The 12,172-nt window shown below is 57.9% G+C and carries 10 protein-coding genes, 1 tRNA gene and 1 other RNA gene; 6 read left to right on the top strand and 6 right to left on the bottom strand.

Annotation, left to right across the window (positions count from 1 at the left end):
- Window positions 1-479 precede the first annotated feature (479 nt).
- The 5 genes from JLG71_RS01080 to JLG71_RS01060 form a co-directional block, all read right to left on the bottom strand.
- A non-coding RNA gene (locus JLG71_RS01080) (RtT sRNA) lies at window positions 480-611 on the bottom strand.
- A gap of 34 nt (window positions 612-645) precedes the next feature.
- Window positions 646-722, bottom strand: a tRNA-Pro gene (locus tag JLG71_RS01075).
- An 89-nt stretch (window positions 723-811) separates the two neighbouring features.
- Complete coding sequence (eptB, locus tag JLG71_RS01070) at window positions 812-2,500, bottom strand: kdo(2)-lipid A phosphoethanolamine 7''-transferase (RefSeq protein WP_004855325.1); 1,689 nt, start codon at window positions 2,498-2,500, stop codon at window positions 812-814.
- 241 nt (window positions 2,501-2,741) lie between these two features.
- Entirely contained in the window at window positions 2,742-3,944 is a 1,203-nt protein-coding gene (locus JLG71_RS01065) for an L-lactate MFS transporter (protein WP_014227191.1), read from the bottom strand.
- 342 nt (window positions 3,945-4,286) lie between these two features.
- Window positions 4,287-4,931: a lipase gene (locus tag JLG71_RS01060; RefSeq protein WP_014227192.1), complete on the bottom strand. Its 645-nt coding sequence runs from the start codon at window positions 4,929-4,931 to the stop codon at window positions 4,287-4,289.
- A gap of 160 nt (window positions 4,932-5,091) precedes the next feature.
- On the opposite strand from JLG71_RS01060, the gene tag reads away from it, so the two are divergent.
- Entirely contained in the window at window positions 5,092-5,661 is a 570-nt protein-coding gene (gene tag, locus JLG71_RS01055) for a DNA-3-methyladenine glycosylase I (RefSeq protein ID WP_025106795.1), read from the top strand.
- Complete coding sequence (locus JLG71_RS01050) at window positions 5,651-6,097, top strand: N-acetyltransferase (RefSeq protein ID WP_025106794.1); 447 nt, start codon at window positions 5,651-5,653, stop codon at window positions 6,095-6,097. Before tag ends, JLG71_RS01050 begins: the two co-directional genes overlap by 11 nt.
- Here the strand turns inward: JLG71_RS01050 and JLG71_RS01045 are convergent.
- A complete protein-coding gene (locus JLG71_RS01045) occupies window positions 6,060-8,390 on the bottom strand; it encodes a molybdopterin guanine dinucleotide-containing S/N-oxide reductase (protein ID WP_200913939.1) in 2,331 nt (776 codons plus the stop codon). The two genes, JLG71_RS01050 and JLG71_RS01045, sit on opposite strands and share 38 nt — an antisense overlap.
- A gap of 167 nt (window positions 8,391-8,557) precedes the next feature.
- Between JLG71_RS01045 and JLG71_RS01040 the strand changes: the two genes are divergently transcribed.
- The 4 genes from JLG71_RS01040 to JLG71_RS01025 all read left to right on the top strand — a co-directional run bounded on the left by JLG71_RS01040 (window position 8,558) and on the right by JLG71_RS01025 (window position 12,130).
- Window positions 8,558-9,220: an OmpA family lipoprotein gene (locus JLG71_RS01040; RefSeq protein ID WP_049069103.1), complete on the top strand. Its 663-nt coding sequence runs from the start codon at window positions 8,558-8,560 to the stop codon at window positions 9,218-9,220.
- 93 nt (window positions 9,221-9,313) lie between these two features.
- Window positions 9,314-10,330, top strand: a complete 1,017-nt coding sequence (locus JLG71_RS01035) for a LacI family DNA-binding transcriptional regulator (RefSeq protein ID WP_004855337.1) — start codon at window positions 9,314-9,316, stop codon at window positions 10,328-10,330.
- A gap of 108 nt (window positions 10,331-10,438) precedes the next feature.
- A complete protein-coding gene (locus tag JLG71_RS01030; RefSeq protein ID WP_047722829.1) occupies window positions 10,439-11,188 on the top strand; it encodes a sugar phosphate isomerase/epimerase family protein in 750 nt (249 codons plus the stop codon).
- A gap of 3 nt (window positions 11,189-11,191) precedes the next feature.
- Window positions 11,192-12,130: a sugar kinase gene (locus tag JLG71_RS01025; protein WP_048262701.1), complete on the top strand. Its 939-nt coding sequence runs from the start codon at window positions 11,192-11,194 to the stop codon at window positions 12,128-12,130.
- The last annotated feature ends 42 nt before the right edge of the window (window positions 12,131-12,172 follow it).

The raw sequence follows: 12,172 nt of genomic DNA, 5'->3' as shown, positions 1-12,172 counted from the left end.
AGTGCTGTCTTTGGTGTGCCTGTCATCCGGGAGCCGGAGAAAGTATCGGCAACTAAAAATGGTTGCAGGCGTTCACAGTATCTACCGGCCCATAGACAACGCTGAACCCGTAGCCCGGGCAAGGCGCTTTGCGCCGCCCCGGGAGCGGTGTGCAGTACGGCTGGATTTCCCGGAGGCGATGCTGCGTATCTGTCCGGGCTACCGGCCCGCAGACAACGCTGACCCCGTAGCCCGGGCAAGGCGCTTTGCGCCGCCCCCGGGAGCGGTGTGCGGTGCGGCTGGATTTCCCGGAGGCGATGCTACGCATCTGTCCGGGCTACCGGCCCGCAGACAACGCTGAACCCGTAGCCCAGGCAAGGCGCTTTGCGCCGCCCCCGGGAGCGGTGTGCAGTACGGCTGGATTTCCCGGAAACGATGCTGCATATCAGTAAGGACGACAGAAACAAAAAAGCCTGTTCGTTGAGCTGGCTTTTCGAATTTGGTCGGTGATAGAGGATAACTCGCCACTACGTGGCTCGCCCTGCGGGCCGTTGCTGACGCAACGTTCTCTCGCTCCGCTCGAGTCGAACCTCTACCCCCGGAGGTTCTCATCCTCACAAACCTCAGATGCAAAAAAGCCTGCTCATTGAGCAGGCTTTTCGAATTTGGTCGGTGATAGAGGATTCGAACCTCCGACCCCTTCGTCCCGAACGAAGTGCGCTACCAGGCTGCGCCAATCACCGAATGCGGGCGCATCTTACTGCTGCGATACACACCCGTCAATGCCTTATTATGAAAAAGTCGCTCAAGCGGCGAGAAACTCGCCACTCTGCTACTCCTTCTTCGCCGCAGCGTCAGGAACGTGGCACCAGTTGTTATATTGGTTAATCCCGCCGTCCGGCGAAGTATAGCCAAGACAGCCCATAATGGTGTCATACAGTTCTACGTGGCGGCGCGGCACCTTCATGGCCGCCTGCTGCTTCAGGCGCGCAAAAGAAGCTGCGTGGTCGGGCGACGCCAGATACTTATCCGACATCCACACCAGCATCGGCACGCGGAACTGCTCCGGCGGCGCCATCTTGCGCGGCGTACCGTGCAGGTGTTCGCGCTCGTTGATAGACTCGCCGTGGTCGGCCGCATAGAAAACAATCGCCTTCTTGTCCCGCAGCTGATCCAGCACGCTGACGATAAAGTGATCGACGTAGGTCACGCTGTTATCGTACGAGTTAATCAGCTCAGCCTTCGAGCATTTATTATCGACGCCGACGCACTCCGGCTTCCACTGCGCAAAGCTGCGCGGATAGCGCTGGGTATAGTTAAAGTGCGATCCTTTGGTATGCAGAATAATCAGGTGCTTACCATTGGGATTCTTCGCCAGACCGCGCTTCATTTCATCCACCAGCAGCATGTCGTCAACGCTCTTGCCGCGGTTACTCGGCTCAGCGCCAATCTGCTCGCGATAGGCGATATTGTTCGCCATCGTGTTGCTGTAGAACCACATCTCGCTCTGCATGGCGTACAGGTTGCCGGTAAAGCCGAGCTGGTGCAGGACGGCAAAGACGTTCTGTTCTTTCAGCGTCCGCTGCGGGTTATCATCCGCCCCGCCCTGACGAACGAACATACAGCGCAGCGACAGCTTCGTGGCGGTATCGCAGGAGTATCCGCGGAAAGCGACCAGGTTTTTTTCCTGCGCCAGCTTAGGCGTGGTATTGCGGCTATAGCCCAGGATGCCCATATGGTCCCAGCGGGTGGTTTCGCCGATGATAAACACCACGTAAGTATCATCCAGCCCTTGCGGCTCAACGTAGGTGAATTTTTTCGCCGGATTGATCAGGGATTTATTATCGGAAGACTCGTCCACCTGCGCCCACGCGTAAAGCCCCAGCGCTGATAGCCAGTTAGACGGCAGATAGGAGTTAGCCACCACCCCGCCATAGCTTGGCAGATCGACTTCGGAACTGCGCTCAAAGTTCTTCTGACGAACCTCCAGCAAGCGAATAGGGCCCCAGACCATCAGGCCAGCCAGCAGCACGATAGTAATATTCTTCATCCGCTGGCCGGGCGTACGAATTTGACGCAGCAGGGTGAAGCGACAGCGGTTGCTCCAGATAAGCACCAGCGGCAGCGCGCTCATCAGCACCAGCCAGAGAATCAGGTGCCAGCCGATAACCTCTCTGGACAAGTCGATGTCAGTGGTCATCACCGAGGCAATAATCCCGTAGCCGATCACCACGTTCAGGAAGGTCATGTAATAGCTGGCGGCGGCGGAGAAGAGTACGACGATGGTCGCGAGAATACGCCAGACCCGGCGGCCAAACAGCGACAAAATACGCAGCAGAAAGAAGGTGACCAGAAAGGTCCCTATCAGCTCAACTGCACCTGAGAGTCCTTTCCAGATGGTAAACTCCTGAGCGTACCCCTCGAAGCGGCGGAAGAATACGGCGGCGTTCATAAACCAGCCGATGTACAGCGCCAGCCAGATACTGAGCTTCAGCTGCGTCATCGTTTTAATGTATTTCATGCAAAAAACCTGGAAAACGAAGAGATAAAACCGCCCGACTTAAGCGATATAAGTAAGCAGGTTAATAAAGTGCGTTTAGCTTGGTTATAAGAAACCTCTACAAAGCGCGATAAGTAGACCACAGCGGAAGGAAAAAGTATCAGGAGGGAATGTGATCCAACCAAACATTTACAAAACATTTGGTTGGATTGGCACTATTAGCTTAGGGAATTAATCATCGGGGCCGGGATAACACCCGGTTTCAGGCGTGAGCCTGGTGGTAAATTTCACTTTTCGGCTGGCGAATCGTTGTCGAAAGCGCCAGAGAGAGAATCAGCAGCGCAAAGATGACGCAGAAGGTCACGTAGAAACCGCCGAACAGGGAAGCAATCAGCGAACCGCAGATGCTGCCGATACCAAAGCCGAGATAAATCACGCCGTAGTTTTTCGCCAGGTTATTGAGACCAAAGAACTCGCTGACCAGCGACGGGAAGACGGTAATCGTACCGCCGAAGTTAAAGGCCACGCAGGCGATAGCGGCGAAGAACGTCATGGCGTTCAGCGGAGCGAACAGCAGCGCCGCCATACCGATAAGCGAGACAACCTGTCCGATGGTAATCACCCGGATGCGGGACATTTTATCGGACAGAATGCCCAGAACCAGGCGCCCGCTCAGGTTAGCGATAGAGATCACCGTCACCGCGTTGGCAGCCGTCGCAACATCGAGGTGCACCATCCCCTGGGCGATATCTTTCGCCACGCCAATCACGTACAGGCCGCTCATGCAGGCGGTCAGGAACATCACCGCCAGCATCCAGTACTGAGGTTTACGCATCGATTCGGCGAGGGTGAAGTCATTTTCGACGACGCCGTTGTTGGCGGTAGCGGTGTGGTTCGGCGCGTCTGTCATCAGCGTCGCGCCAAAAACGATCATCACCAGCACAATAGCGCCCCAGATAATAAAGGTTTTTTCCAGGCCGACCGTCGCCAGCAGATGGGAGTCAATAAATTTAAAACCCAGGCTGCCAAGCCCGTAAGCACCGATGGAAAAAGCCGAAATCAGTCCCTTACGTTCCGGGAACCATTTGACGCAGTTCGACAGCGTCAGCAAATAGCCAGCACCGTCGGCCAGCCCAACCAGCAGACCCGCGCTCAGCCACAGCATCATCAGGCTGTTTGAATGCGCGGTAAGGAAGAATCCGAGGCCCAGCAGGACGCCGGAAGCCATGGTGACGCGTTTAACGCCGAAACGTTCCTGTAATTTACCTGCCACGGATGAAGAGAGCGCCAGGCCGAGGCTTAACAGGCCGAATGAAAACGCCACCTGGCTTACCGGTTCGTCCAGCTTGGCGGAAAGCGAACTATTGAACAAACTCCATGTATAAACCGATCCCAGCGCAAATTGCGTAATGATAGTGCCGAGCAGCGTAAGCCAGCGGGTGTATTGACGGTTTGCAGCGTTCATAGCAGTTGTCCTGAATAATTAACTGCCGCCACCATAACGAAGTCCCCTGTAAGTCTGGGGAAAAAAGGCATGAGCTGCCGCTACCGCGGAATGAAATGCATTAAAGGCGGAATGAATGACATTGCAAAACATTCCCGCCTTAACGATTTATCGGAAAGTTAGTGCCCGCTACCGCTGGAAGATGCGTCATTACTGTAATGATAAAGTAAATTAAACGTATCAACTATGCTACATATTTAGCCTGAATAACTCGAGTGGCAAATGGCGGCATGCCGCAGCCCCATCCGGGTGAGGCTCAGGGATGAGCCGAATCACAAGCGCCGCCAGCGTATCCGCAATAAATTAAAAATTGGCGCTCACGCCCATTAAATAGAGATAGTTTGCCCCGGTGGGTAAATTGTCCGCCTGGGATAGCGCCGCCCAGGCGGCAAGATGAGAGTTGAGCGACATATCTGCGCCCAGCGTCACGTCCCGCCAGGCACCGTCCTGCGCGCGGTTCGCCCCGCCGAAATCCGTCGTCAACTCCTGGTTATAGCTCACCTGAGCCCACGGATGTACGCCCCACAGCTTCTGATAATCGACCCGCCAGCCCAGCGTATTCACGTAGCCGGTTCCGGCCGCATTGCGGGTAAGCGGCGGCGACGTCAGATCGGAATGTAAACTGGCGACCGGGCCGGACGTCATCCCCTCGGTCAGAGAGAAATTCCAGCCGACGCTCATACCGCGTGCGCTATCCACCGGAGAGACCGCCTGATTAAACGCCAGTCCGGAAGGATCGTCGGACGCATTTATCCGCTCCGCGAGAATATCTTCATAGCGCGGTTGGTGATCGCTGTCCCATGTATAGCGTTCCGCAGTATTACTTTTTGTATCGATAGCGATATATTCCTGTTGCCAGGCATTCGCCCCGGCAACACACGACGCCCAGACGGATACGCACGCCGGGACCAGGAATACCCGGAGGCCATTGCATTTCTTTATTATCATTAATGCGACTCCAAAAAGAGCCGAAACGGCAAGGTTGCTGTGTTTTTTTTATGGGTGTCCTATCCCTGCTTGGGGAATAATAACCCTGTATTAACTATTATCTTTATCTTTCAGCCGTCAAGTTGAACGACTGAGTTTTTATCACAAAAGGGAGAGACAGATGCAACGTTGCGGATGGGTCAGTCAGGATCCTTTATACATTGAGTACCACGATAAGGAGTGGGGCGTTGCTGAAAAGAATCCCCGCAAGCTGTTTGAGATGATTTGTCTCGAAGGCCAGCAGGCCGGACTGTCGTGGATCACCGTGCTGAAAAAGCGTGAAAACTACCGCCGCGCTTTTCACCAGTTTGATCCGGTTCGCGTCGCGGCAATGGACGAAGAAGACATTGAACGTCTGGTTCTCGACGCCGGTATTATTCGCCATCGCGGTAAAATTCAGGCCATCATCGGCAACGCCCGCGCCTTCCTGGCGATGGAAAAAAATGGCGAACCTTTCGCAGATTTCGTCTGGTCATTCGTCGATAATCACCCCCAGGTGACGGCCGCCGCCACGCTGGCGGAGATCCCGACAACCACCCCGGCTTCTGACGCATTGTCGAAAGCGCTGAAAAAACGGGGCTTTAAGTTTGTCGGCTCCACTATCTGCTACTCCTTTATGCAGGCCTGCGGTCTGGTCAACGACCACGTCATCGACTGTTTCTGTCGCTCAGGAGGCCAGGATGATTCGTAACTGGGACGCTAACGAAACCGGCCCACTGCTCGAGCTGTGGCTAGAGAGTACGATCCACGCGCATCCGTTTATCGCCGAAAGCTACTGGCATGACAGCCTGGCGATAGTGCGCGACGTTTACCTGCCCTCCGCGCAAACCTGGGTATGGGAGCAGGACGGCGTGCTGAAGGGTTTTATCAGCGTGATGGATTCCCGCTTCATCGGCGCGCTGTTCGTCGCGCCGGATGCCGCCAGGCAGGGCATCGGCAGCGCGCTGATCGGCGAAGTCAAAAAACACTACGGTTGGCTAACCCTTGAGGTATACCAGAAAAACGTTCAGGCGGTGAATTTCTACCATGCGCAGGGCTTCCGCATTGAAGACTGCGCATGGCAGGATGAAACCCAGCATCCGACCTGGATTATGCATTGGTCGGCGGATCAAATGCCGTCAGCGTAAGCTCGGGCCCGGTATACTTTTCCAGCCAGGCCAGCGCCGTATTTCCGGCGCAGCCGTTACCCAGCCGCGATGTCGGAATATCTTTGGTCAGCACGTTCACCGCACCGTTTTTGCAAATTCCCGCCTGAGGGTCGAGATCGGGCCATGCTCCTTCGTGCAAGCAGATAACCCCGGGACGAATGCCGTCGGTCACTACCGCGCCGGCCAGCACCTGGCCGCGTGAATTCCATACCCGCACCAGATCGCCATCGGCGATATTGCGCGCCTGCGCATCGCGCGGATGAAGGGTTAACGGTTCACGGCCCGCCACCGCGTACTGTTCGCGCAGCGACGTATGGTTGAGCTGGCTGTGGAGGCGGTGCGCCGGATGCGCTGACAGCACCTGGAGCTGGCCTTCCTGCGCATTGCCGTGCCATTCGTCCGGCTCCAGCCACATAGGGTGCGGCGGGCAATCCGGATAAGCAAACCCGGCGATGGTCGGCGAGTGAATTTCAATTTTACCGCTGGCGGTTTTCAGCGGATTCGCCTGCGGATCGGCCCTGAAGGCGGCAAAGCGGGCGAAGCGCGCGTTTTCAGGGTTCTCCGGCATTTCAATCAGCTGATTATCCTGCCAGAACCGGGCGAACGGCGGCAGCGTAACCTGCTGCGCCGCCCCGCGCTGGGCGGCAATCTGGTAAAACGTCTCCAGCCACTGCAGATCGTTTTTACCCTCGGTGAAGCGCTCCCGCCCGCCCGCTTCCCAGCGCTCGCTGAGGTCGGCGAAGACCTCGAAATCATCGCGCGCTTCATCGCGCGGCGCGACCACCCGCTTCATCGGCACCAGATGCTGGTTGCTGTAGTCGCCGGTCATGGTCATATCGTTGCGTTCAAATGAGGTCGTCGCGGGCAGCACGATATCGGCATGGCGCGCCGCGGCGGTCCAGAAGCATTCGGAAATGACGATAAGCTCCGGTTTTTGCCAGGCGCGGATCAGCCGGTTGGTATCCTGATGGTGGGTAAAGTTGGCGCCGCCCGCCCACCAGATAAAGCGGATATCCGGGAAGCGGCGTTCCATACCGTTATGTTGATAAGACGCTCCGGGATTTTCCAGCGCTTCAACGATACGCGCGACCGGGATTTTTTCCAATGCATCGGTCCCGCCCGCCACGCTGCCCTGCATTGAGGCCAGCACCGCCGCGCGGCGCGTAGGGTTGCCGCCGTTGGCAAAGTGATAGGAAAGGCCAAAGCCCCCGCCCTGGGTGCCTATCTGGCCGAGCATGGCGGCAAGGGTCACCAGCATCCAGTGTTTTTGTTCGCCAAACTGCTGGCGCTGCATTCCCCAGCCGGACATCAACATGGTGGTGTTTTCGTGGAAAAGTTGTGCCAGTTCGCGAATTTTCTCCGCGCTAATGCCGCAGATCGCCGCCGCCCATTCCGCCGTTTTTGCCGTTCCGTCGCTCTCCCCGGTCAGATAGCGGGCGAAAACGTCATAGCCGCTGGTGCAGCGGGCCAAAAACGCGTCATCCTGCCAGCCGTTTTCCACCAGCGTATGGGCGATACCGAGCATCAGCGCCACGTCGGTGCCCATATGCGGGGCGATCCACTCCGCCGCGTCGCCAAAGAATTCCGCCGTTTCCGATCGCATGGGATCGATGCAGATCACCCGCTTCCCACTCTGACGCAGACGATCGAACCACGGGATGCCCTGCTCATCGGAAGCGTTCCAGGCAATTTTTAGCGTATTTAATGGGTTAGCGCTCCACAGCACCACGACATCGCTATGTTCCAACACCATTGGCCAGCTGGTCTGCTGCTGATAAACCTCATTACCGCCAACCACGTACGGCATGATCGCCTGGGCCGCGCCGGTAGAATAATCGCCCAGATGCCCGGTATAGCCGCCCGCCAGGCTCATATAGCGCTGGAGCAGCGTCGCCGCTTTGTGCAACACGCCATTTGAGCGCCAGCCGTAGGAGCCCGCAAAAATCGACGCCGGGCCGTAGCTTTCGCGAATGCGCCGGTGCTGGGCGTGAATCAGATCCAGCGCCTGCTCCCAGCTCACCCGCACAAACTCATCCTGCCCGCGCACGCCTTGTGGGCTTTCTGGCGAGGCGAGAAATCCCTTACGCACCATCGGATAACGTACGCGGGTTTTGCTATGCACCTGATCGCGCACTGCGGTTTGCAGCGAGTTGGGGAAAGGGGTATCAAGCGCCCCGCGCGAAGAGATGACGTTCTCGCCATCGGTTTCGACCAGCATTGGCCCCCAATGGGCTGCGGTCAGGATAGTTTTGGTAGCAGATGAGGTTGGCAATGCGGGCTCCTGGTCAGCGATAGCAGGTGTGGTGACGGCACGTTATTCAGCCGTTCAATGTTATTTACAAATTGAGATGCTCTCTGCGGAATTTTCTCCGGTTTCGGGCGTCATAATCAACCGTCACGGTCGCTGTGGCAAAGAATAAAAAGGATTAAGGAAATAAGATGAAAAAACGCGTACTCATGATTGCGGCTGTCGTTAGCGGCGCACTGGCCATTTCTGGCTGTACCACCAATCCCTATACCGGGGAGCGCGAAGCGGGTAAATCCGGGATCGGCGCGGGCATTGGTTCGTTAGTCGGCGCAGGCGTTGGGGCGCTCTCCTCTTCCAAACATGACCGCGGCAAAGGCGCGCTGATCGGCGCAGCGGCCGGCGCGGCGCTGGGCGGCGGCATCGGTTACTATATGGACGTGCAGGAAGCGAAGCTGCGCGAGAAAATGCAGGGAACCGGCGTAACCGTGACGCGAAACGGCGACAATATCGTGCTGAACATGCCGAACAATGTGACCTTCGACAGCAGCAGCGCCAACCTGAAACCCGCGGGCGCCAATACCCTCACCGGCGTGGCGATGGTGCTGAAAGAGTATGAGAAAACCGCCGTTAACGTAGTGGGTTATACCGACAGCACCGGCAGCCAGGATCTGAACATGCGCCTCTCTCAGCAGCGCGCGGAGAGCGTCGCCAGCGCGCTTATTACCCAGGGCGTGGCGGCTAATCGCATCCGCACAACCGGTATGGGCCCGGCGAACCCGATCGCCAGCAACAGCACGGCGGAAGGCAAAGCGCAGAACCGCCGCGTTGAAATTACCCTCAGCCCGCTGCAATAATGCCCTCTTTGCCCGGCGACTCGCCGGGCAAAATGCTTGATATAGCGAATTTTCGCGCTAAGGTGTGTGCAGATTTCAGCAAAGGAAGCCACCATGGCGAAAGCGGCGCGAGCAACCATTAGCGATGTGGCGAAAGCCGCAAAGACCGGTAAAACCAGCATTTCACGCTATCTGAACGGCGAGAAGCATCTGCTTTCCGACGATCTGCTGGGGCGCATTGAAAAAGCCATTGCCGAGCTCGACTATCGTCCCAGCCTGATGGCCCGCGGCCTGAAGCATGGCCGTACCCGGCTGATCGGCCTGATCATCGCCGATATCACCAACCCCTACTCCGTCAACGTGCTCAGCGGCATTGAAGCCGCCTGTCGCGAAAAAGGATTTACCCTGCTGGTATGTAATACCAACAATGAGCTGGACCAGGAGCTGCACTATCTCGACCTGCTGCGCAGCTATCAGGTGGAGGGGATCGTGGTCAACGCGGTCGGGATGCGCGAGGACGGCCTCAACCGCCTGCAGCAGTCGGCGCTGCCGATGGTGCTTATCGACCGCAAAATTCCGGAATTCGCCTGCGATGTCGTCGGCCTCGATAATACCCAGGCCGCCACCACCGCCACCGAACACCTGGTGGAAAAGGGCTTCGAAGCCCTGCTGTTCCTTAGCGAACCCCTCGGCTCGGTCAATACCCGCCGCGAGCGCCTGAGCGCGTTTCGCCAGACCCTCCTGCGCCATACCGGTATTGTCGCGGAAAACGCCGAAGTACCGTTGAACGATGGCGCGATGCTGGATAACGTCCTGCGTCACTTCCACTCCCACCATCGCGGCATGCGCAAGGCGGTGATTTCCGCCAACGGCGCGCTGACCCTGCAAGTGGCACGCTCCCTTAAACGCGTTGGCCTGATTTGGGGCAGCGATATCGGCCTGCTGGGCTTCGATGAACTGGAGTGGGCCGAGCTGGCGGGCGTGGGGATCACCACGCTCAAACAGCCGACCTGGCAGATTGGCTTCGCCGCCGTCGAGCAGGTGGTGCGTCGGATTGAAGGCAGCAACGACCCGGTCTGCGAACGGGTGTTTTCCGGCGAGCTGATCGTCAGAGGCTCCACCTCCCGCTAACGATCCTTCGTGATGGCGATCATAAATTAGACATCCTGGCCTTTGCTTTGGAACCGATACCATCTAGCGTAATAAACAACGCATCAGATTATCGTCGGGAGTATTGGGATGGCCAGAAAGATTATTGTCGTTACCGCCGCGTACGGGAATGACCGTGTTAAAGCGCTGGGCGGGCAGTCCGCCGTCCTGCCATTTATCGCCGGCTCCGGCGCCGACGGCGTAGAGATCCGCCGGGAACTGTTCAGCGCGGATGAGCTGAACCACCTGCCGGAACTGGCCGCCGATATTGAGCGCCGCGGCCTGCTGGTTTGCTATTCCGCGCCGGAAGCCCTGTTTACCGCTGACGGCTCGCTCAACCCGCGCCTCGCCGACTTTTTGCAGGAAGCGCAGACCCTTAACGCGCTGTGGCTGAAGCTCTCACTGGGCCGCTTTACCCACCAAAACGATCTGGACACCCTGCGCGATATCCTGCGCGAGAGCGGCATGGCGCTGGTGGTGGAAAACGATCAAACCGACTGCGGCCAGCTGGCGCCGATGCAGCGCTTCAAGGCCGCCTGTCGGGTTAACCAGCTGCCGATCACCCTCACCTTTGATATGGGCAACTGGCTGTGGGTTGGCGACTCGCCGGAAGAGGCCGCGCGCCACCTGGCGCCTGCCGTCAGCTATATTCATGTAAAGGCGGCTGAGCCGCACCATTCGCAGTTTCGCGCCGTACCGCCGGATGAAGCGTCCGGGCGCTGGCTGGCGCTGCTCGACAATCTGCCCGCAGACGCCCCGCGCGGGATCGAATTTCCGCTGACTGGCCATGACCTGACGGCCGTGACCCGCCGCTACGTCAACCTGTTACGCGAGGATTAAGTTATGCAAAAAGCGTTAGATGTCATCACGATAGGCGAAGCCATGGCGATGTTTGTCGCCACCGAAACCGGCGAACTGGCTGAAGTAGAACATTTTATGAAGCGCGTGGCGGGCGCGGAACTGAACGTCGCGACCGGGCTGGCCCGCCTCGGCTTAAGCGTCGGCTGGGTAAGCCGCGTCGGCGCGGACAGCTTTGGCCGCTTCGTCCTCACCGCGCTGGCGAAAGAGGGGATCGACGCCCGCGGCGTGAGCACCGATGGCCGCTACGCTACCGGCTTTCAGCTGAAATCTAAAGTCGAAAATGGAACCGATCCCATCGTGGAATATTTTCGCAAAGGCTCTGCCGCCAGCCATCTGTCGCCGGATGATTTTAACGAATCATACTTCGCCAGCGCCCGTCACCTGCACTTAAGCGGCGTGGCCGCCGCGCTGTCGGAAAGCTCATACGCCCTGCTGGACCGCGCGGCGCGCACCATGAAAGCGCAGGGAAAAACGATTTCGTTCGACCCCAACCTGCGGCCCACGCTGTGGAAAAGCGAAGCCGAGATGATCGAGAAGCTTAATCGCCTTGCGTTTCAGGCCGACTGGGTTCTGCCGGGGTTGAAAGAAGGCATGATTCTGACCGGCCAGCAAACGCCGGAAGCCATTGCGGACTTTTATCTCAGCCACGGCGTTCGCGCGGTCATCATAAAAACCGGCTCCGACGGCGCCTGGTATAAAACCGCAGACGGCGAACAGGGGGCCGTTGCGGCGATAAAAGTGGATAACGTCGTCGATACCGTTGGCGCCGGCGATGGCTTTGCCGTCGGGGTGATTAGCGCCCTGCTGGAAGGAAAACCGCTGCCGCAGGCGGTGAAACGCGGAAACAAAATCGGCTCACTGGCCATTCAGGTCCAGGGCGATAGCGAAGGCTTACCCACGCGTGAGGCGCTGGGCGAGTAAGCAGATTCAGCACAACGTCAGGCCGTTCTGTACCCTACATGC

It is taken from the genome of Klebsiella michiganensis (assembly GCF_015139575.1).
GTDB classification, from domain to species: Bacteria; Pseudomonadota; Gammaproteobacteria; order Enterobacterales; family Enterobacteriaceae; genus Klebsiella; species Klebsiella michiganensis.
The sequence above is the reverse complement of the archived record's forward strand: the minus strand, read 5'-3'. Positions and strand labels throughout refer to the sequence as shown.

Bases quoted from the DNA above. Each gene is read 5' to 3' on its own strand.
- JLG71_RS01040 (WP_049069103.1), top strand. From the start codon at position 8,558: ATGAAAAAACGCGTACTCATGATTGCGGCTGTCGTTAGCGGCGCACTG.
- tag (WP_025106795.1), top strand. From the start codon at position 5,092: ATGCAACGTTGCGGATGGGTCAGTCAGGATCCTTTATACATTGAGTAC.
- JLG71_RS01065 (WP_014227191.1), bottom strand. From the start codon at position 3,944: ATGAACGCTGCAAACCGTCAATACACCCGCTGGCTTACGCTGCTCGGC.
- JLG71_RS01035 (WP_004855337.1), top strand. From the start codon at position 9,314: ATGGCGAAAGCGGCGCGAGCAACCATTAGCGATGTGGCGAAAGCCGCA.
- eptB (WP_004855325.1), bottom strand. From the start codon at position 2,500: ATGAAATACATTAAAACGATGACGCAGCTGAAGCTCAGTATCTGGCTG.
- JLG71_RS01025 (WP_048262701.1), top strand. From the start codon at position 11,192: ATGCAAAAAGCGTTAGATGTCATCACGATAGGCGAAGCCATGGCGATG.
- JLG71_RS01050 (WP_025106794.1), top strand. From the start codon at position 5,651: ATGATTCGTAACTGGGACGCTAACGAAACCGGCCCACTGCTCGAGCTG.
- JLG71_RS01060 (WP_014227192.1), bottom strand. From the start codon at position 4,931: ATGATAATAAAGAAATGCAATGGCCTCCGGGTATTCCTGGTCCCGGCG.
- JLG71_RS01030 (WP_047722829.1), top strand. From the start codon at position 10,439: ATGGCCAGAAAGATTATTGTCGTTACCGCCGCGTACGGGAATGACCGT.